Origin of the sequence: Nocardia nova (assembly GCF_002933465.1) — a bacterium.
In the GTDB taxonomy this organism is placed as follows: domain Bacteria; phylum Actinomycetota; class Actinomycetes; order Mycobacteriales; family Mycobacteriaceae; genus Nocardia; species Nocardia nova_B.
The window spans coordinates 204423-224420 of record NZ_PSZE01000006.1 but is presented as its reverse complement, the minus strand read 5'-3'; the positions used below and the strand labels follow the sequence as shown (position 1 = coordinate 224420).

22 protein-coding genes are annotated in these 19998 nt (G+C 68.1%); 11 read left to right on the top strand and 11 right to left on the bottom strand.

What is annotated here, in order from left to right; all coding sequences use genetic code 11:
- Window positions 1-484: 484 nt before the first annotated feature.
- Entirely contained in the window at window positions 485-1882 is a 1398-nt protein-coding gene (locus C5E41_RS09945) for a sensor histidine kinase (RefSeq protein ID WP_104375612.1), read from the bottom strand.
- 89 nt (window positions 1883-1971) lie between these two features.
- On the bottom strand, window positions 1972-2661 hold the full coding sequence (locus C5E41_RS09940) for a response regulator transcription factor (RefSeq protein WP_104375611.1): 690 nt from the start codon (window positions 2659-2661) through the stop codon (window positions 1972-1974).
- Window positions 2662-3028: 367 nt separating this feature from the next.
- On the opposite strand from C5E41_RS09940, the gene C5E41_RS09935 reads away from it, so the two are divergent.
- The 5 genes from C5E41_RS09935 to C5E41_RS09915 all read left to right on the top strand — a co-directional run bounded on the left by C5E41_RS09935 (window position 3029) and on the right by C5E41_RS09915 (window position 8381).
- Entirely contained in the window at window positions 3029-5935 is a 2907-nt protein-coding gene (locus C5E41_RS09935) for an ATP-binding protein (RefSeq protein WP_258080867.1), read from the top strand.
- Window positions 5932-6342, top strand: a complete 411-nt coding sequence (locus tag C5E41_RS09930; protein ID WP_062964841.1) for a roadblock/LC7 domain-containing protein — start codon at window positions 5932-5934, stop codon at window positions 6340-6342. Before C5E41_RS09935 ends, C5E41_RS09930 begins: the two co-directional genes overlap by 4 nt.
- A gap of 8 nt (window positions 6343-6350) precedes the next feature.
- A complete protein-coding gene (locus C5E41_RS09925; protein ID WP_030515096.1) occupies window positions 6351-6725 on the top strand; it encodes a DUF742 domain-containing protein in 375 nt (124 codons plus the stop codon).
- Window positions 6726-6876: 151 nt separating this feature from the next.
- On the top strand, window positions 6877-7500 hold the full coding sequence (locus tag C5E41_RS09920; protein ID WP_373282231.1) for a GTP-binding protein: 624 nt from the start codon (window positions 6877-6879) through the stop codon (window positions 7498-7500).
- A 53-nt stretch (window positions 7501-7553) separates the two neighbouring features.
- A complete protein-coding gene (locus C5E41_RS09915; protein ID WP_104375538.1) occupies window positions 7554-8381 on the top strand; it encodes an MHYT domain-containing protein in 828 nt (275 codons plus the stop codon).
- 95 nt (window positions 8382-8476) lie between these two features.
- Here the strand turns inward: C5E41_RS09915 and C5E41_RS09910 are convergent, their stop codons facing one another.
- Window positions 8477-8986 (bottom strand): hypothetical protein, encoded by a 510-nt coding sequence (locus C5E41_RS09910; RefSeq protein ID WP_258080866.1) that lies wholly within the window; start codon window positions 8984-8986, stop codon window positions 8477-8479.
- A 514-nt stretch (window positions 8987-9500) separates the two neighbouring features.
- Here C5E41_RS09910 and C5E41_RS09905 point away from each other — a divergent pair.
- The gene (locus tag C5E41_RS09905; protein ID WP_104379875.1) at window positions 9501-9935 is read left to right on the top strand and encodes a hypothetical protein; all 435 of its coding nucleotides are present in this window, start codon (window positions 9501-9503) and stop codon (window positions 9933-9935) included.
- 286 nt (window positions 9936-10221) lie between these two features.
- On the opposite strand, the gene rpmF is transcribed toward C5E41_RS09905, so the two are convergent.
- The 3 genes from rpmF to mrf are packed head-to-tail and all read right to left on the bottom strand — an operon-like array spanning window position 10222 to window position 11984.
- Window positions 10222-10395 carry a 50S ribosomal protein L32 gene (gene rpmF, locus C5E41_RS09900; RefSeq protein WP_104375535.1) on the bottom strand — a complete coding sequence of 58 codons (174 nt, stop codon included), beginning with the start codon at window positions 10393-10395 and terminating at the stop codon, window positions 10222-10224.
- A 1-nt stretch (window position 10396) separates the two neighbouring features.
- The gene (locus C5E41_RS09895; RefSeq protein WP_039780830.1) at window positions 10397-10675 is read right to left on the bottom strand and encodes a type B 50S ribosomal protein L31; all 279 of its coding nucleotides are present in this window, start codon (window positions 10673-10675) and stop codon (window positions 10397-10399) included.
- A 4-nt stretch (window positions 10676-10679) separates the two neighbouring features.
- Window positions 10680-11984, bottom strand: coding sequence for a ribosome hibernation factor-recruiting GTPase MRF (gene mrf / locus C5E41_RS09890; protein ID WP_258080865.1), 1305 nt, complete (start codon window positions 11982-11984; stop codon window positions 10680-10682).
- A 94-nt stretch (window positions 11985-12078) separates the two neighbouring features.
- On the opposite strand from mrf, the gene rpmB reads away from it, so the two are divergent.
- From rpmB to rpsR, 4 genes are read left to right on the top strand one after another with little or no spacing between them, the layout of a single operon-like run.
- Window positions 12079-12315: a 50S ribosomal protein L28 gene (gene rpmB, locus C5E41_RS09885; protein ID WP_104375534.1), complete on the top strand. Its 237-nt coding sequence runs from the start codon at window positions 12079-12081 to the stop codon at window positions 12313-12315.
- A complete protein-coding gene (gene rpmG / locus C5E41_RS09880; RefSeq protein WP_062964848.1) occupies window positions 12315-12482 on the top strand; it encodes a 50S ribosomal protein L33 in 168 nt (55 codons plus the stop codon). Before rpmB ends, rpmG begins: the two co-directional genes overlap by 1 nt.
- Complete coding sequence (gene rpsN, locus C5E41_RS09875) at window positions 12482-12787, top strand: 30S ribosomal protein S14 (RefSeq protein ID WP_104375533.1); 306 nt, start codon at window positions 12482-12484, stop codon at window positions 12785-12787. Before rpmG ends, rpsN begins: the two co-directional genes overlap by 1 nt.
- Window positions 12788-12820: 33 nt before the next feature.
- Complete coding sequence (gene rpsR, locus C5E41_RS09870; RefSeq protein ID WP_040722001.1) at window positions 12821-13075, top strand: 30S ribosomal protein S18; 255 nt, start codon at window positions 12821-12823, stop codon at window positions 13073-13075.
- Window positions 13076-13132: 57 nt separating this feature from the next.
- Here rpsR and C5E41_RS09865 read toward each other — a convergent pair whose 3' ends face one another.
- Window positions 13133-13693: a LysM peptidoglycan-binding domain-containing protein gene (locus C5E41_RS09865; RefSeq protein WP_104375532.1), complete on the bottom strand. Its 561-nt coding sequence runs from the start codon at window positions 13691-13693 to the stop codon at window positions 13133-13135.
- A gap of 186 nt (window positions 13694-13879) precedes the next feature.
- On the opposite strand from C5E41_RS09865, the gene C5E41_RS09860 reads away from it, so the two are divergent.
- The gene (locus C5E41_RS09860; RefSeq protein ID WP_104375531.1) at window positions 13880-14341 is read left to right on the top strand and encodes a hypothetical protein; all 462 of its coding nucleotides are present in this window, start codon (window positions 13880-13882) and stop codon (window positions 14339-14341) included.
- Between the two features lie 85 nt (window positions 14342-14426).
- Here C5E41_RS09860 and purH read toward each other — a convergent pair whose 3' ends face one another.
- The 4 genes from purH to C5E41_RS09840 all read right to left on the bottom strand — a co-directional run bounded on the left by purH (window position 14427) and on the right by C5E41_RS09840 (window position 19708).
- Window positions 14427-16016 (bottom strand): bifunctional phosphoribosylaminoimidazolecarboxamide formyltransferase/IMP cyclohydrolase, encoded by a 1590-nt coding sequence (purH, locus tag C5E41_RS09855; RefSeq protein ID WP_104375530.1) that lies wholly within the window; start codon window positions 16014-16016, stop codon window positions 14427-14429.
- Complete coding sequence (gene purN / locus C5E41_RS09850; protein ID WP_181063187.1) at window positions 16009-16653, bottom strand: phosphoribosylglycinamide formyltransferase; 645 nt, start codon at window positions 16651-16653, stop codon at window positions 16009-16011. The genes purH and purN overlap by 8 nt, the downstream gene beginning before the upstream one ends.
- Window positions 16654-16718: 65 nt before the next feature.
- Window positions 16719-18440, bottom strand: a complete 1722-nt coding sequence (locus tag C5E41_RS09845; protein WP_181063182.1) for a cell division protein PerM — start codon at window positions 18438-18440, stop codon at window positions 16719-16721.
- 155 nt (window positions 18441-18595) lie between these two features.
- Entirely contained in the window at window positions 18596-19708 is a 1113-nt protein-coding gene (locus C5E41_RS09840; protein WP_104375528.1) for a DUF5336 domain-containing protein, read from the bottom strand.
- Window positions 19709-19998 lie beyond the last annotated feature (290 nt).

Here is a 19998-nt window from a genome sequence, read left to right as displayed (position 1 = left end):
GTGAACTGCTCGGTCCGCTGCTCGCCGGACGATTGCGCGGCAGGCTGTTCCTGCGGTCCTCCACCCGGCCCAGCCGATGCCGGCGACTGCGCACCCGCTTCGGCCCCACCGGCCTGCGACGACGGCCCTGCCCACTGCGACGGTTGCCCCCACCCGCACGACGCGTTCCCGGCATCCCCCTCCCGCGACGCGGGCTGAGCTCCACTCGACGGCGCAGTCGGCTCGGGCCCTCCCGACTGGGGAGTCGAACCGGTCGGCTCGTCGCGCCTGTCCCTCGAATCCTCGGTCATATTTCTCGTTTCTCCTCGAGTCTGTCGCCCAGCCTGGTGACAGCGACTGAGAGCGGACTGAGACCGTGCTTTCAGTTCTCCGTGACTCCGTGCCGTATCCGGCGGCCGCAGCCGGGTTTCCGCGGGACGGTACGCATGCGGGACAGTTTATGGGGCCGCCCCACGCGCGCCCGTCGATTCCGGATCGCCGCTGATCACGCCCGCCGATCACCGGCGGTCGGCGGTTCGCCGGGAAGGACGATGCGCACCAGCGTGCCACCGCGTTCGGAGGTGTCCACGGTAATCGTGCCGCCGTGCTTGGACACCACCTGCTTGACGATGGCCAGCCCCAGCCCGGATCCGGGCATCGATCGTGATGCCGTGGTGCGGTAGAAGCGTTCGAATACCAGTTCCCGTTCGTCCGGCGGAATGCCCGGCCCGGCATCGTCGATCGCGATTTCCATGAGCCCCGGCCCGGTTTCGCGCATGGTCAGGATGACCTGCGCCTCCGGCGGACTCCACTTCGCCGCATTGTCGAGCACATTGAGGATTGCCCGCTCGAGTCCGGCGTCGTGGCCGTAGACGAACCACGGCCGCAGCTGCGCCGAAAATTCGACGTCCACGCGCCGCCGCCGCGCCCGTTCCAGTGCGCGCTCGGCCACTTCACCGAGATCGACCCGCTCGTAGACGGTTTCGGGCGCGTCTTCGCGAGCCAGGTCCACCAGGTCACCCACCAGCGTGGACAACTCCTCGATCTGGGCGATCACATCCGCGCGCAGCCCCGCCATATCCTCCTCGGGAATCGGCGGTGCGTCCGGACGCGAGGAGGCGATGAGCAGTTCCATGTTGGTGCGCAGCGAGGTCAGCGGCGTGCGCAGTTCGTGTCCGGCGTCGGCGACCAGCCGCCGCTGCCGGTCGCGAGATTCGGCGAGCGCCCGCAACATCAGATTGAAACTCTCGGTGAGCCGCGCCAGTTCGTCGTCACCGGTGACCGGAATCGGCGCCAGATCGTCGGTGCGCGCGACGCGTTCGGTGGCCGCGGTCAGTCGCGCGATGGGCCGCAGCCCCGTCCGCCCGACCGTCGCACCGGCGGCTCCGGCGACCAGCACGCCGCAGCCGCCGATCGTGAACAGCAGCCACGCGAGCCGGTCGAGCACTTCCCGAGTGGGTTCCAGCGACCGCGAAATAACCAGTGTGGCACCGGATTTCGTGCGCCGGGCGAGTACGCGCTGATTGTTCGCGGTCCGCAGTGAGACATCCGCCCTACCGTGCGCCACCGCCATCTCGGCCGGGCCGATCGGCGGATCCATCGGCTGCGGCGGGGCATAGGGCACGTCGACGTCGGGATAGATCAGCGCGATGCCGATATCGTTGGAGTAAAGACTGCTGAACATGATTATCGCCTGGAAGCCCTGCAGGTCGATGTTGTTCTTGACCATCACCTCCGAGCGGCTGCGCAACTGGCTGTCCACATCGGCGTACAGGGCGCGGGCGACCAGCGCGTAGGCGGCGATCGAGGTCACCGCGACGGCGATGGCCACCACCGAGGCGGCCAGCAGGGTCACCCGCCAGCGCAGCGACACCGAGCGGGTCAGCGGCATAGGCGGGCGCATCTCGTGCGGATCGGGGCGCGGCCGTAGCCGGGCCACGCGATCGGGGCGGCCACCGTGCCCGGAATGAGCTCTTGCCACGACGACCCGGCCTACGGAGGAGTCTCGCGCAGCACGTAACCCACCCCGCGCACGGTGTGGATCAATCGCGGCTCCCCCTCGGCCTCGGTTTTGCGGCGCAGATAGCCGATATAGACCTCGAGCGCATTACCGGAGGTCGGAAAGTCGTAGCCCCAGACCTCTTCCAGAATGCGACTGCGCGTCAGCACCCGGCGCGGATTCGCCATCAGCATTTCCAGCAGCGAGAATTCGGTGCGGGTCAGGCTGATGGCGCGCTCCCCGCGCGATACCTCGCGCGTCACCGGATCCAGGGACAGATCCGCGAAACGCATCGTCTCCGAGGAATCGGTGGCCGGGTCGGCGGCGGTGCGACGCAACAGCGCGCGCAAACGCGCCAGCAATTCCTCGAGCGCGAACGGTTTCGGCAGATAGTCGTCTGCGCCGGCGTCGAGGCCGGCCACTCGCTCCGAGACCGAATCCCGGGCGGTGAGCACGAGAATCGGCAGGTCGTCACCGGTGCTGCGCAGGCGGCGGCATACCTCCAGGCCGTCGAGCCGCGGCATCATCACATCGAGCACCAATGCGTCGGGCCGGGACGCACTCACCTTCTCCAAGGCGTCGACGCCGTCGACCGCCAACTCGACGGAATATCCATTGAAGGTGAGCGACCGGCGCAGCGACTCGCGCACCGCGCGATCATCGTCGACTACCAGAATGCGCATGGCCTCCAGTTTGACCGGATCGACTGAGAGCCGACTGAGAACCGACCATTCGACACGCCGCACATCCGCAACAGATGACCTGCGGAATCATCGAAAATAGTTCCGAGATGTATCTGTCACACACGAAAGTCGTTGCGCCGAGCCGATTTAGACCGTTGTCGCCGGACACCTCCAAATTGCCGCGAACGTGTTCTCGCGGTATGTTGCTGCGGTAAAAGTAAACCTCTAGTTGGTTCTCAACCCGTTGGACCCGAACGGCCAGACGCGGGCGGCGGCCGGAACCCGGGGCACGTGCGCGAGCGGAGGCGACGGAAGCGGGATGGGCACTGCACCGCGGCCATGGCAGAGGAGTCTGTCCAATCTGTCCGTGACTAGCAAGGTCGGCATCGTGCTACTGCTGCCGGTCGTGCTGGCATCGGCATTCGCCGTTCTTCGAATCAAGGACGAACTCGGCACCATCTCACAGCTGAACACGGCCAGTGAGCAGGCGCGGATCATTCGGCCGACCCTCGACTTCGGTTCGGCGGCCAACAATCTCGCCGTCACCCTCGGCAACGGCGAACACGTTCCGCAGTCGGCGCTGGACCAGGCCGCGGCCCGGTTCGACCAGGCCGCGGCGGATCTGCAGACGGCGCTGCAGAATTCGGCGGCCGACAAGCGGGTCGCCACCGAACTCACCGAGGCGCTGGCGGCCGGGCGCACCCTGCGCAACAGCCTGCACGGCGGCGCGCCGCAGGAGGTCGTCAAACAGGCGAGCGAGGTGAACAGCCACGTCAGCAACGCCGTCTCGTCACTGGCGACGCCGAAGGAGACCACCCTCGAGCGTTATTACGTGCAGATGGGTGTCATCGCCATCGCCCGCCAGATGTTCACCCAGCAGCAGCTGGCCCTGGAGAGCGGCGAAATCGGCAACAACCCGGCCGTGCTGGCCCAGGTTCTGACGGCCACCGGCGCCGAGCTCACGATGATCAACCAGTACGCGGTCGTGCAGCCGGAATCGGCGCTGAAGCCGGATGTACTGCTGGGCGCTCTGCAGACGCGGATCGCGGCGATGAGTCAGAACGCGGTCGAGCCGATCAACGTGCCCGGTGTCGTGCAGTCGATGCAGACCAGTACCGACACCTACAACGAGGCCACCAACCATCTGGTCGACCTGATCGACTCCGGACTGTCGGACCGCTCGGTCGACGCGCGCGGCACCGTCCTGCGCGACGTGGCGCTGGTGGTCGTGACCCTGCTGGCCGGTCTGGCCCTGGCGCTGGCGGTCGCCCGCTCGCTGGTCGTCCCGATTCGCCGCCTCCGCCGCGATTCGCTGCAGGTCGCGCACACCGACCTGCCCGCCGAGCTCGCGGTCGTGCGCGGTGGCGGCGCGACCCCGGAGATCGTCCCGGTCGACGTGCAAACCACCGAGGAGATCGGTCAGCTGGCCCGAGCGGTCGACGACATGCACCGCCAGGCGCTGTTCCTCGCAGCCGAACAGGCCCGCCTGCGCCTGCAGATCAGCAATATGTTCGAAACGCTCTCGCGGCGTAGCCAATCGCTGGTCGAACAGCAGCTGTCGCTGATCGAGGATCTGGAACGCGACGAGGACGACTCCGATCGGCTGCAGAGCCTGTTCCGCCTCGACCACCTCGCCACCCGCATGCGCCGAAACGGCGACAACCTGCTGGTTCTCGCCGGTACCGCGCTGCGCCGCGGCCATCTGCCGCCGGTACCGCTGTCGGACATGCTGTGGAGTGCGGTCTCCCAGGTCGAGGACTATCAGCGCGTCGAAATCGGTTCGGTGCCCGACGGTATCGTCGCCGGTGAGCCCGCCGTCGACATCGAACATCTGCTGGCCGAGCTGATCGACAACTCGCTGCGCTACTCGCCGCCGAACACGCCGGTGGCGGTCTCGGTTTCGCGCGCGGTGGACGGCGGATATCTGATCGAGATCACCGACCGCGGCCTCGGCATGTCCGCCGACGATATGCGCGCGATCAACGAGCGCCTGGCCTCCGGTGGTGAGGTCACCATCGAAACCGCCCGCCGCATGGGTCTTTTCGTGGTCGGCCGGCTGGCGGCACGGCACACCATCACGGTCAGCCTGCGCCGCACCTCCACGATGGCGCAGCAGCCGGGCATCACGGCCAGTGTGCATCTGCCGGGCGCGCTGGTCTCGCCCGCGGAGGCCGTGGTCCCGCCGGCCATCTCGACCTTCACCACGCCGGTCGCGGACTTCCCGTCCCCGGTCACCGAGTTCCCCGCTCCGGGGCGCACCCTCACCGCCGTGCCGAATCCGCCGGAGCGGTTCGGGGAGAGTTCGGAGCCGGCCCGATTCACCAGCGCCGGACTGCCGCAGCGCCGCCCGGCCGGCCAGTCGGACGCCGAACCCGCGGCCCCGGTCACCCGGCTCACCCCGCTGCCCGACGTCGCGGAGACCGACAACCGGGCAGCGGAACCCCTCGACGACGGCGTACTGCGCGGTGCCGAGACCGGACGCGAGGACGCCTTCCACGACGACCACGCCGAGGAGCATCCCCGCGACGACCGCGCCGAGTCCGCCGAGGCCGAAACCGCGGGCCACGGCGAGAGTTTCGTCCCCGTCCCCGATACGTGGAACCCGGCGACCGACCGCGACCTGGAACAGATCGCGCCGCCCCGGCGTCCCGCCCCGGCCGATCCGCGGCCGCAACCCCAGCCGCAGCCCCAACCCCAGCCCATCGATATCTGGGCCGAAACGGCGATCATGGCCCCGGCGCAGCGCGCCCCGGACCGCGAACCGGCGCCGCTGTCCCGCCACGGCGCGACCCTCGCGCCACCCCGGCCCGACGCCTACCAGCACGACGCCTACCAGCACGACGCCTACCAGCAGGATGCTCAGGCGCCGGCCAAACCGGAATCCCCCACGCCGATCTATCAGCGCATGGTGTCGGAATGGCTGGTCGAACCGTCCTCGAACGCGCCGACCGGCGCCTGGTCGTCTCCCGCCGACGAGGGCTGGGCGGCGGCCGCGGACGCCAGTACCCCGACCGCGACCACCCGTACTTCGGGTGGCCTGCCCATCCGCCGGCCCGGTGCGCAGCTGGTGCCCGGCGGACTGACGCAGGAGGATGTCGTCGAGGCTCGGGATCCGGAGGAAATCCGCAACAACTTGTCCAGACATTTGAGCGGCGTCCGCAGCGGACGCGTCAGCGTCCGAGACAACACGGCCCAGTACGACCCGGCCGATACGGCCGGTTACGACCCGGCCGGGCGGAACAACGCTCAGCAGAACGACGGAGGCTTTGCATGACCGACACTGCGCAGAACACCACAGACGAGAATTTGAACTGGCTCGTCACCCGCTTCACCAGAGAGGTGCCTGGAGTCTCGCACGCGGTGCTCGTGTCGGCCGACGGCCTGCTCCAGGCGACCAGCCCGCATCTCCCGTCCGATCGCGCCGAACAGCTCTCCGCGGTGACCGCCGGTCTGGCGAGTCTGTCGGCGGGGGCGGCGCAATTGTTCAACGGCGGCAAGGTGATGCAGTCGATCGTCGACATGCAGCGCGGCTACTTACTGGTGATGAGCGTCGGCAACGGCTCGCACCTGGCGGTACTGGCCAACAAGCAGCACGACATCGGCCGCATCGGTTACGAGATGGCCCTGCTCGTCGATCGAGTCGGATCGGTCGTGCAAGCCACGGCCCGTTCGGCGGTCTGACGATTGCGATGTCCAGCTCGTTCGGAGCCGGGTCCGGCCGGCCAACCACACGCGTCCGTCCTTATGCGCTGACCGCTGGGCGCACCGAACCCGCGGTCGAACTGCCCCTCGAGGCGGTCGTGGAGACACTGCCCTACGCCAATCAATTCGATTGGCCCGCAGGCGATATTCGAACAGATATTCTGCGTCTGGGCGCGGGGCGGCTCTCGGTCGCCGAAATCGCCGCCCATCTGCAACGTCCCCTGGGCATGATCCGGGTGGTGATCGGCGACCTCGTGGTGGCCGGAACCCTCCGGGTGCACACCACGCTCAGCGAGGATGCCAGTTTCGACGAGCGGCGATCCCTGATGGAGAGGACCCTGCGTGGACTCCGTGCCCTTTGACACCGCGGCACCGCCCCAGAACACCGCGGCACCCTCGACGGCCGAGCGTTATCCGCCACTACCGCAGACGAATTCTTCGCAGATCGCTCAGCCCGGAGCCGATTCCCCCGGCTCACACCCACAACCGCCGCTTCCATACCAGAATCCCCCCATGCACTTTCAGAACTCGACGGCTCCGATGCCGCCCCACCCGGAGCTCGACAGCCGCACCGCTTCGACCAAGATCGTGGTCGCGGGCGGGTTCGGCGCCGGGAAGACCACCTTCGTCGGCGCGGTCTCGGAGATCGTGCCGCTGCGCACCGAGGCCATGGTGACCGGCGTATCCGACGGTATCGACGACCTGTCTGCCACCCCGGGCAAGGAAACCACCACGGTGGCCATGGATTTCGGCCGCATCATCCTGCCCGGCAATCTGACGCTGTACCTGTTCGGCACGCCCGGACAGCGCCGATTCTGGTTCATGTGGGACGACCTGATCCGCGGTGCGATCGGCGCCGTCGTGTTGGTCGACACGCGCCGGATCGAGGACAGCTTCGCCGCGGTCGACTTCTTCGAGGCACGCGGATTGCCGTTCCTGGTGGCGGTCAACAGGTTTCCGAGCGCGCCGCGTTTCCCGGTCGCCGAACTTCGGGAGGCGCTGTCGATCCGCGAGGGGGTGCCGGTGGTCGATATCGACGCCCGGGACGCCGGGGAGGTGCGGCGGGCGCTCGCCGCGGTCACCGAATACGCGATTCAGCGGTTGACCGCCACCCACGCGACGGTGGGACAGAGCTGAGTGGGACAGAGCTGAGTGGGACAGAGCTGAGCGGTGCGAGCTGAGGGGAAGCGATGAACTACTTCACCATGGGGTACTGGGTGCTGGGCCTGGCACTCGGGATTTCCGCGGCCGGCGCGGTCGTAGGACTGGCCTGTGTTCGCCAGTCGACGCTCTCGGTCACCGCGCGGTTCCGGATGGTGTGGCTCACCGCGGCGGCAGTGTCCATCGGCGGCGTCGGCACCTGGCTGGCGGTCTACGTCACCATGCTCGGCATCGGGGTGTCGACCGGTGAGATCCGCTACGACATCGCCCGGATGGTCGTGGCGACGGTCGTCGCGGTGGCGGCGGTGCTGGCGGGACTGGTGATCACGGGCAAGGGGAGCACGCTCGTGCGGGTGATCACCGGCGGCGTGGTGATGGGCCTCGGCATCGGGATCATGCACCTGCTCGCCATGGGCGCGATCCGCGTGCAGGGATCGGTCGATGTGAACATCTGGATGTCGCTGGCGGCGGGAGCGCTGGCCATCGTTGCTTCGATCGGTTTGCTGTGGGCCACCACGCGTTTCGGCACGATGCTGCCCCTGGCTGGGGCGGCCGTGCTGTACGCGCTGGCGATCACCGCTGTCCACTACCTCGGTCAGGCCGGGGTACAGGTCCATCTCGACACCGCCGTCGGCCAGCCCGACGGCGACGATCTGTTCACCCTCTTCGTCCCGGTGTTCGTGGTGGGTACGCTGTCGCTCGCGGTACCGATCACCGCGGTCCTGGTCGCACCCGACCGCACCGGCACCACCCGCTCGCGGCAGTTGGCTCAGGCGGCGAATTCCGCTGCCGGGCAGACCTCCTCGCCGGCCGGCAAGGCGCGGCCCGCGGGACGGGCACCGCAACCGGTGGGCTGAACCCATCCGCGCCGGCCGAGCGGGGCCGAGCTGCGCACAGACGAGAATCGGGGCGGGCCGTGCGGCCCGCCCCGATTGCGTTGCGCTGTCCGGGATTACGATTCAGCGGGCGCGTTGATCCGGTTGAAGTACTCGATCGCGACCAGCACGCCCGAGATACCGCCGACGCCGACCATACCGGCCGCCGCACCCAGCGGGCCGCCCAGGGCCGCACCGGTCAGGCAGCCGCCGATCCAGCCCGGCACCACCAGGAAGGGCGTGCCGAGGGCCGCGCCGAGGACACAGCCACCGGCCAGGCCGATCGCGGTACCCACCAGGGTGCCGATGCTGGTGGCGATTCCGAGCTCGTTGATCGCGCTCTGGTTGGCCGCATCCAGGTCCGAACGGCTGGCCACATCGTGCAGCATCTGCGCCGGGTGGGCGGCCGCGCGGTCGGTGCTCGGGATCAGCGTGGCCTGATTGCCGTCGATCTGCGCGGCGATCGGGTACTCCAGACCGTCGTGCTGATAGCTCAGCGGAAATCCGGCTACTACCTTGCCCTGGTTGTCGCGAACCTGGAACTCGTTGCCTTCGGTCGTCAGCGATCCGGCATCGGTCTTCACCACGACGGATTTGTCGACAACGTTTGCCGTGTAATGAATGTCGGGGTTGGCGGCCGGAGCAGGAGCTGCGAATGCGGTGCCTGTGGAGATCCCAAGAGCAGCGATGACCAGAGCCGATGTTGCGGCGAACTTCCTGAGCTTCATTCCCTCATACACTTTCTTCAGCAGTTTGCGGCGCCGATACCCTGGCGCCTGAGCTCGAAATCGAAACCCTTAGACAGGCTGTCGTGCACCCATTACGAACACGTAACAAAGGCCGTTAATAAGCCGCCAAGAAGATGCCAGGAATGTTAAGAGCCTGAAAATTCGGACATTTTCGTGCCGATGAGCGCGAATCGGCAAACGTGTAGCCGCCTCGCGAACCGGCGTCCGATAGCCCGACATGGGTGGCGTCCGCACCCCTGCCGGACCCCGCCGGAACCCGTCGCGCCACGGCGTGCGCGCCCCGGTCTCGATGCACGGGAGAGGCTCCGCGAATTACAGTGTGGAGCAGGCATTTCGGCCCGCCGCGGGAGCGATGAAAGAGGTACCGGATGTGACTCCGGAGCAGGAAGCGATATTGCGCGATGTACAGGTTCAGCTGCGCGGTCCCGGTTTGGCGGGCTGGCCTCAGCTGGGCGACGAGGACGGTACGGACAGCGGCGCCATCTCGGAACGGACGGTTGTCGAGGCGCTGGGCGCCGCGCTGCGTCAGATCGGCGAGCTGCGCACCGAGATCGCCGACCTCGAGACGACCGTGCTGGAACTGACCAGGCAGGCACCGCCGCCGGCCGAATTGCCGTGGCCGCTGTCGGTGGTGGCCGCATTGCTGGAGAATCCGGCGGCGGTGATCGGCGAGCAGATCGCCCGCTGGGAGTCGCTACTCGAGGCGCTGCGGCCGAAGCCGGACGAGGCGCCAGAGCCTGGACAACGAGCCCTGGAAGCGCCACCCTCTCCCGCACGACAGGGGTGAAAGGCCCCGAAAGTGGCGATGGGAAAGTGGCGATGAGCGGGTTCTCCTGTCACCAGGAGAACCCGCCCTCAGCCACGAGGGTACCTGGATCGACCTCGGAAAGCAGCGTTTCCGTCGGACTTTTTCCGACGCCAAAAACCAACCAGCAGTTGGCGATTCATGTATCAGCTACCTTTTCGCAAGCACAATGACGCAGATATCCCTGATGCCTCCGGTTTATTCGATAACCAAATGATCGCTCGATTCGGGCAAACGACATAACCTTCGACTGACCGTAACTCGTGTCCTACGGCCGGTTCGGGTCGATCAGGCCGCGCCGGACGGCGGTGACCAATCGGCGCGGGACCTTGTGGACGACGCCCCCGACGCTCACCGGCACCAGGTCGATCGGAGTCGCCTTCCAGTTCGAACGCCGGCTGTGGGTGTTGGCGCGCGACAGGCGTCGCTTCGGGACCGCCATGTCAATTCTCCCCTCGTACCGAGCCGGGGCGCGGTGTGCGCCTGCCGTATTTGCGCTCGAATTTCTCCACCCGGCCCTGGGTGTCGAGGACGCGGTGCGCGCCGGTCCAGAACGGGTGGGAATCCGCGGTGACATCGACGGTGATCAGCGGATAGCTGTTGCCGTCGGACCATTCGACCGTGCGGGTGCTCGTCGCCGTCGAACGAGTGAGGAAGCGTTTGCCGGTGCTCACGTCCTCGAAGACCACCGGGTGGTACTCCGGGTGAATCCCTGATTTCATCGTCCTACCTTTCATTCGGCCGGGAATCGGCACCGCGGCCACCGGAGTTGTCGGATTGTGTTGTCTCGCAGGGGTCCTCGTGGAACTCGCCGAACGGATCGGCCCAGTGCGCGACCAGATCCGGCGCATTGCGCAGCAGGATCATCTCGGCTTCGTCGAGCAGCGCCCAGTGCAGCGCGGCACGGATCTCGTCCGGATCGGCACCGCAGGTGAGGATCACCAGCGAGATGTCGCGGTCCCCGAAATCCTCGTCCCAGCGCAGCGCCGCCAGCGCGCGCCGATCGAGGTCGACGGAAGCCAGTTCCGCGGGATTCATCGCCGCCAGCCACGCTCCGGCGTCGCCCACCCGCAATCCGCCACCGGCGGATTCCAGCCACACCACACGCTCGGGCTGAGTCGCCAGCCATATCCGCCCGCGCGCGGTGACCACTCCCTCGAACAGCACATCCAGCGCCTCATGCAGGCGGGTCGGGTGGAACGGGCGATCGGTGGCGAATTCGATCAACGCCACGCCGTGTTCCTCCACCAGCGGCGGCCGACCACGCAGCAGCGGTGCGTGCGCGTCGAAGACGCGGCCGCGCCGGGAATCGGCGGGAACGCGGTCGAGCAGCATCTCGATGCGCGCCCCGGCGATGTCGCGCCCGTCACCGACCCAGATCGAGGGAGCCCGGGGCACCAGCCGATCCACGACCGACCGCACCACCTCGCGCTCCCCCTCGCTCACCTGGTCGGCCGCGAAAACCACCAGCGCATCGGCGAATTCGACCTGCCCGACGGCAAGCTGCGCCACGGTCCGATCGTCGTCACCAGGCCCTCCCGCTCGCTCGTCGATGGTCTCGTCGCTCAGCGCGTCCGCCAGCCAGCTGCGCGCATCGAGGCCGGTGACCACCGCCTCGATCCGCACATCGCGACCCGCGGGGCCGTCCACGCGGCCCACCATGTCGACCACGGGCACGGTGTCGATCGCATGGCACACGGCTTCCGCCTCGAAGGCCGGGTCGAGCGCGATCACGATGCGACGCACCGAATCCCGTGCCGCCAACCGGCACAGCAGCGGTAGCAGGTCGGCGCGCAGGGTGCAGGAGACGCAGCCGTGTGCGAGTTCGTGCACGCTCGCGGTTTCCCGGCCGTCGAGGCGCACCCGGCGACGCACCACGCCTTCCCACAGCGAACTCAGATCGTGTCGCACGACGACCGTGCCGGGCGCCGCGCCCAGCAGTCGCGCGATGTGGTCCATACCGTCCGCGACCGGCCCCTGGAAGCCCGCCAGCAGCACGACGGGCGTGCGGCGGTCGGGATGTGACAGCACCGAATCCCCTTTCGATAACGATTTTCATTTGCTACAGCCACACGGTACAGTCTGCCGCGACTGTTGTCGAAAATGATTTTCAGAAAGGAGCCCTATGTCGGCCCACTGCCAGGTCACCGGCCGCAAGCCGGGCTTCGGTAAGTCCGTCTCGCATTCCCACGTTCGGACCAACCGGCGCTGGGATCCGAACATCCAGCGCAAGACCTACTTCCTGCCCAGCGAGGGCCGCCGCATCACATTGCGCGTCTCGGCCAAGGGCATCAAGACCATCGACCGCGACGGGATCGAAGCGGTCGTGGCCCGGATCCGCGCTCGAGGCGGGAAGGTCTGATGGCGCGCAGCAACGAGATCCGCCCCATCGTGAAACTGCGGTCGACGGCCGGTACCGGCTACACCTACGTCACCCGCAAGAACCGCCGCAACGACCCCGATCGTATGGTGCTGCGAAAATACGATCCCCTGCTGCGCCGGCACGTCGAATTCCGTGAGGAGCGGTGATGGCGAAGAAATCCAAGATCGCGCGCAACGAGCAACGCCGCCACATCGTGGCCCGCTACGCCGAACGCCGCGCCGAGCTCAAGGAGCTGATCCGCGATCCGGCCACCGCCGATGATCGCCGGGCAGCAGCGCAGCTCGCGCTGCAGCGGCTGCCGCGCGACGCCAGTCCGGTACGATTGCGCAATCGGGACGCCACCGATGGCCGCCCCCGCGGTCATCTCCGCAAGTTCGGACTATCCCGGGTACGTGTGCGCGAGCTGGCCCACCGGGGGGAGTTGCCCGGTGTACACAAATCGAGTTGGTAGACCATCGCAGATCTCGTCGGAAGGAACCGGCACATGGCAGTCAAGCGAGCACCGTCGAAGCGGATCCGCGCCGAACAGGCTCGGCGGCCCAAGAAGAATCCGCTGATCGCGGCCGGCGTCGAAACCGTCGACTACAAGGATGTGAACCTGCTGCGCACCTTCATCTCCGACCGCGGCAAGATCCGCAGCCGACGCGTCACCGGGCTCACCCCGCAGCAGCAGCGGCAGGTGGCGGTCGCGGTGAAGAACGCGCGCGAGATGGCGCTGCTGCCGTTCACCAGTAGGTAGCGAACGAACGAGCGAGCGCCCCGATGCCACGGCACTGGGGCGCTCAGTCGTTTCCGGTCACGGAATGGTCAGCAGCTGACCCTCGTTGATGACATCCGGGTTCTCGATGCCGCTCGCCCCGGCGATCTCCAGGTAGCGATTGCCGTCGCCGTAGAACCGTTCCGCGATGGCCCACAGCGTGTCACCGGACTCCACGGTGTAAGTGCGGGGTTCCGGCGCCGCCGGCGGCGGAGGCACCTGCTCGGCGGCGGGAGCGGCGACCGGCTCCTCGACCACGATCGGGTTGTCGGTGTTGGTGCCCGACGCCCACAGCGAGGCGCCGTCCCGGCCGTACAAGACGAGGTTGCGGTCCGATTGCAGCACCAGGTGATCGGCGGCCTGCCCGTTGGTGTCGGTGGCCCAGACGGGCCCGCTGCCGGAGTACAGCACGAAGTTGCCGTCCTCCTGCAGGACGGCGCGCTCGACGCCCCGCTCATGAGTCATGGTCGCCCACACCACCGTGCCGTCGGGCTCGGAAAGCACCAAGTTGCCGTCATTTTGGAGAGTCAGCGCGTACGCGCCGCCCTGAAGGGCCTGACCCAGGCCGAGTTCCTCGCCTACCTGCAACGTGTCGCCCACGTGGTGGATCCTTTCGAGAAGAGGTCGTGTCGATCGGTGATTCGATGGCGCAGAACCGCATTCGCTCATCGTTTGCGACATTACTTGGCGCGCCCCGGATTTCGCAGCAGTTACGCGCCGGCGTTCGCAGAATGTTCACTGGGACGTGGCTCACAACCACCTCGCCCGCGCCGATAGGGTGACTCCATGGACTCCATCCCCCGACGACGCCGCATCGCAGCGGCGGCAATCGCGCTCCTCGCACTACCGGCCGTGCTGGTCACCGCATGCGGGAACTCCGAAGACGGTGGGGCACAAACGAATACGACCACAGCCGCAGTGAGCACTCCCACCGAGCAGAATCCACCGCAACCGGGCCGGATGTTCACCGCGAACTCGACGATCACCAATCCGCGCCCGCTGCCGTTCGACAGTTGGAGCCGGGTGGCCCCGGACCGGATCGCGGTGAATTTCCAGATCGGCTCGCCGGAGTGTTACGGCGTGGACGCAAGCACCACCGAAACCGACAGCACCGTCACCGTCGCCCTGAAGGCCGGTACTCTGCCCGAGGCGGCCGGGCGCATGTGCACCATGATCGCCGTCTTCGGCACCCTGGAGATTCCGCTGAAAAAGCCGCTGGGCGACCGGAAAGTATTGAGCGCGAACTGATTCGACGGGATCAGCGCACGGCCCCGTCGAACGACGTCGCCGCCCGCCGGGGCACCCGGCGGGCGGCGACGTTCGTGTTCACCGATCAGTGCGCGAAGTGGCGCGCCCCGGTGAGATACATCGTGACTCCGGCCTCCCGGCAGGCATCGATGGTCAACTGGTCGCGCACCGAACCACCCGGCTGCACAATGGCTTTCACGCCCGCGGCGATCAGCTGCTGCGGACCGTCGGGGAACGGGAAATAGGCGTCGGAGGCCGCCACCGAACCCTTGGCACGGTCACCGGCGCGCAGCACCGCCAGATGTACGGCGTCGACGCGATTGACCTGCCCCATGCCGACACCGACCGATGCGCCGTCGTGGGCCAGCAGAATCGCATTCGATTTCACGGCCCGGCATGCGCGCCAGGCGAATTCGAGGTCGGCGAGAGTGTCGGCATCGGCCGCTTCGCCGGTGGCGAGCGTCCAGTTGGCGGGGTCGTCGCCGTCCGCGTCGACGATATCGGTCTGCTGGAGCAGCGCGCCGCCGCTGATCGGCCGCAGGTCGACGCCGCCGCGCCGGGGTTCGTCGGCGATCAGGATGCGCACGTTCTTCTTGCGCTGCAGCACCTCCACCGCGCCGTCGGCATAGCCGGGGGCCACGATGACCTCGGTGAAGATCTCGGCCACCTGTTCGGCCATCTCGACGGTGACCTCGCGGTTGGCCGCGATCACGCCGCCGAACGCACTCACCGGATCACAGGCGTGCGCCTTGCGATGCGCCTCGGCGATATCGGCGCCGACCGCGATGCCGCACGGATTGGCGTGCTTCACGATGGCCACCGCGGGGTCGGCGTGGTCCCAGGCGGCGCGCCAGGCGGCGTCGGCATCGGTGTAGTTGTTGTACGACATCTCCTTGCCGTGCACCTGCTTCGCCTGCGCCAGCCCGGCCGGGCCGGAGTCGTTGCGATACAGCGCCGCCGCCTGATGCGGATTCTCGCCGTAGCGCAGCACCGCGTCGCGGGTCCACACACCACCCATCCACGACGGGAACCGGCTGTCCGCGTCGGAGTCCGCGGAATCGTCGGCCGCCAGCACGTTCGTCATCCAGCTCGCGACCGCGACGTCGTAACTCGCGGTGTGCTGGAAGGCCTTGGCCGCCAGCGTGGTTCGCTCGGCAAGGGTGAAACCGCCGCCGCGCACCGCTGCCAGCACGTCGTCGTAGTCACCGGTGTCGACCACGACCGCGACCGAGGGGTGGTTCTTCGCGGCCGCGCGCACCATCGACGGGCCGCCGATATCGATCTGTTCGACGCATTCGTCGGGGGTGGCACCACTGGCGACGGTCTGTGTGAACGGATACAGGTTCACCACCACCAGCTGGAATGCCTCGACGCCCAGCTCCACCAGCTGATCGAGGTGTTCCTGCTTGCGCGTGTCGGCGAGGATGCCGGCGTGCACGCGGGGATGCAGCGTCTTCACCCGGCCGTCGAGGGTTTCAGGGAAACCGGTGAGGTCTTCGACCTTCGTCACCGGAATTCCGGCGTCGGCGATGCGGGCGGCGGTCGAACCGGTCGACACCAGCTCGACACCGGCGTCGTTCAGTCCGGTGGCCAGCTCGATGAGCCCGGTTTTGTCATAGACGCTCACCAACGCCCTGCGGATCGCCCTGCGTGCACTAACCGGGGCCTCACTCATCTGGAATTACTGCCTTTCGTCCGTCGCAGACAATGCCTCGCGTGGCGACGGCGGCGACGGTCTCCGCCAGCAGCCGACGCTCCACAACCTTGATGCGCTCGTGCAAACTCGCCTCGTCGTCGCCAGGCAGCACCGCCACCGGCTCCTGGGCGAGGATCGGTCCGGTGTCGACGCCCGCGTCGACCAGATGCACAGTGGAACCCGTTACCCGCACGCCGTATGCCAACGCGTCGCGCACGCCGTGCGCGCCCGGGAAAGCCGGCAGCAGCGCGGGATGGGTGTTGATGATCCGGCCCTCGAATCGCTCCAGGAATTTCGGGCCGAACAGGCGCATGAATCCGGCCGACACCACCAGGTCGGGCGCATAGGCGGCGACGGCATCGGTGAGCGCGATATCCCATGCGGCTCGATCGGGATGGTCGGCGGGGGCGATGCGGAAATCGGGGATGCCGGCCCGCACCGCATGGTCGGTCGCGGCGCAGACTCGGTCCACGCCCACGGCGGCGATGCGCGCCGGATAGTCCGGCCGCTCGGTGGCCGCGATGAGCGATTGCAGCAGCGATCCCGTGCCCGAGGCGAGAACGACGAGGGTCGCAGGCGCGGTCGGAGGGACCAGCTGGGCGGGCGGGGTGGTCAGCGCTCTACTCCCTGTGCGTCGGGGCTGCCGGAGGGCGGCGAACCCGAGGCCCGCCGGGTTAGAGCCTAACGACCGCCCCTGCCGGGACTCTCCGGCAGGTCACCCTCTACCACTTCGGCGTCGACGATATCGGAGTTTCCGGCGGCGAATTCCTCGTCCGGATCGGCGTGCGCGGGCGCGAGGTTGTCGTCGAGCAGCTCGCCGTCGACCTCCACCACCTCGACGGAGCCGGTGCGGCGGTAGGCCGGTCGCGGATAGTCGTCCTCGACGGCGACATCGTCCTCGAATTCGTATTCGACATAGCGGGGGTCGTCGTACAGCTGGTCGACGTAGCCCGGTTCGGCGCGGTCGTCGTGGTCGTCGTCACGGTCGAAATCCGCGTCGTAGCCGTGACCCCGATACTCGTCATGGTCGTTGTCGTCATGGTCGTTGTCGTCATGGTCGTTCTCGTCACTGTCATTGTCGTCACTGTCGTACTCGTGGCCGGAACGCCCGCCGAGACCCGGCTCGACCACCGCGGGCGGAATTCCGAGAAACCTTCGCCCGCACAGCAATCCGAGATATCCGGCCACGGTCAGCCAGGCGAAGATCAGTCCCGCGGTGACCAGCACGCCGGGGCCGATCTCCCCGAACGACCCGACCGCGCCGCCCGCGAACAGATCCAGCAGCACTATGCCGAGCGCCGCGAGCGCCGCCGAGAACACCGTCGCCCACGGACTGCGCACCTCGTCGGCGGAGTCGCGCGCGCAGTCCAGCCCGCCACGCACCCCGACTGCCGCCGGAACCAGCAGCAACACCGGCCACCAGCCCGCCGCGGGTCCGCTCGGCACCGCCGCGAGTACCGGCAGTGCGGGCACCGGCGCCCCGGCCACCGAGAAGACGCTCAGCGCCCCGGCGCCGATGTGCACGTCCGCCCCGATCAGCACGCTGGTCGCCGCGATCACGACATTCGGCAGATAGGCCAGCGACAGCGCGGTCAACCCGACGACACCCGCGAAATTACCCGCGGTCGCGTAGGTGTCGCCGATCACCGACCAGTGCAGCACGAACGACACCAGCGTGAGAATCGCACCGCCGAGCAGCAGGCGCCACAGCGCCCGCGCCGCCGCCCGCGCCCCGGCGAAAACCCAGTCCGGCAGATAAGAGGCGAACCGGTCGCGCAGCGCATTGGGGCGGGTCGCGATCCCGGTGGCCGCCGCGAGCAGGTGTAGACCCCCCACACAGCAGAAGGCGGTGAGCGTCTCGGGCGACTGCAGGGGCACGGCCGTCGCGGCGTCCTCGGCCACGGCCAGGCAGACGGCGGTGACCAGCAGCGGGCCCGCCAGCGCGGCGCCGACGATCCAGCCCAGATCGGCCCCCGAAGAGCGCGGCGAGACGGCATGCGCACAGTCGCGCATGGTCAGCCACAACACCATCGCGGTCGGCAGCAGCGGAAGCAGGCCGAGCGAGGTCTTGCCGACCACGACCGGCACCTGGTGCACAGCCAGCCAGCCGGCCGCGATCGCGCCGGACGCGCCGGTCATACCGCTGCCCGCGGCCATCAGCGTGATCAGCACGATCGCCACGATGGCGACCACGGTGTAACTCGACGCGCGAGCCGCGATGATGAGCAGCACCTTGGCCCGCTCGGGACTCAGCGAGAGGAATACCGGATCCTCGGGTCCGTCCCCGCCCGTGCCGTGACCGCTCCGCTGCTGGGGAGCATCCGCATGCGGGTGAGCCTGCGCCGGTCTCGCGCCGGCCCGCTGTTCGCGAAGGTCGGCCCATCGGACCAGTGCGGACTTCATAGAACTACCTCGCGGGATCCTCGTTGACTCGTCCGGTTGACTCGCCGAAGCACGACACGACCACCGACCTGTCAGGGTGTCAGCTGGAAACGGATCGGCGAGTCAGGCGCGCCGTGAAAAGCGCCTGACTCGCCGATTGTCGCGTCGGAGCGGATCTACTTCTGGTCGTCCTCGGGACGGAAGGCCTTGGTGGCGTCCGCGGCCGGGTTGCCGGTCTGCTCGCCGCCGAACGGCTGGGCGCCGGGCTGACCGGTCTGCCCGGCCTGGCCCTGCTGGCCTTGCTGACCGAAGTTCAGCGACCCGTACTGCTGGCCGGGCTGCTGGCCCGCGGCGCCGAAGTGCTGGGTCGCGGCCTCGTCACCACCGGTCTGCGGACGCTGGCCGTAGGGCGACTGGGCACCCTGCGCGCCGTAACCCTGCTGGCCCGGCTGCCCGTAGGGCTGCTGACCGGGCTGGCCGTACGGCGAGGGCTGCTGACCGTACTGCCCCTGGGCGTACTGCTGGCCGTACTGCCCGTAACCGGCCTGCTGCTGACTCGCCTGCTGCTGGGCCTGACCCTGCGCCTGGCCGTACTGCTGGCCGTACTGGCCGTAAGCGGCCTGCTGGCCGGCCTGGGCCTGACCGTAGGACTGCTGCTGACCAGGCTGGCTCTGACTGTACGAGGACTGCTGACCGTAGGCGCTCGATCCGCCGGCGCCCGGGGCGGCTGCCGCGGGCTTGGCCTCGGGCTCGGACAGGATGCCCGCCGCGAACAGCAGTGCGACGACGGCAGCAGCGGCCTGAACGAGCGACAGAAACACCACGACCCAGCCGGCGCCCGCGGTCTTGAAGGCCGGTCCCTGATCCAGCGCCTGCAACAAGATGGTCAGGAAGCCCACCACCGAGGCTGCCGCGACGATCGGGGGGTTCAGCTTCTGCTTGGGCAGCAGCGAGATTCCGGCCAGCACACCCGCGAACAGCAACAGTGCCAGCGGGGCGGTGCCGCCCTGGTTGAAGAGGTTCAGCGTGCGGTCGTTCGAGTTGCCGCTCGACGAGGACAGATCCAGCGTGGCGAATCCCAGGAAGCCCAGGAAGAAGTTGATGACACCCAGCGCGGCGATTCCGACGGTCAGGTAGAACGTCAGGCCCTTGCCGCTCAACGCCGAAAGCCCCGAGCCGCCGCCGGTACTACCTGTCGGCTGCTGGCCGAAGCTCGGGGCGGACGAGGGTGTGGGCCCGGGCGTCTGATTGGGCGCGTTGTACCCGGATCCCCCGGTCGGGTAGGACATGTGGTCGTCTCCTATCGAGTCCTTCATCGGCTTTCAGGCTGAATGCCCTTGACGCTACTGCACTCGAGCGCGCCGGTCACGGCCACGACGCCACTGGCGGCAAGCTCGAGAATTCACAATGAACCACATACCGGTCTCGATCGTGTTGTCACCGATTGTCACCGAAGACGATCGGAGGTATCGGATGGACGTTTCGGAACTGTTCTGCACGGTGGTGCGGGCCCTCGGCATGTGCCACCTGTTCCCGGCACCCTGAACGACGGTTGTTCCCTGCCCACGACAACCGCTGC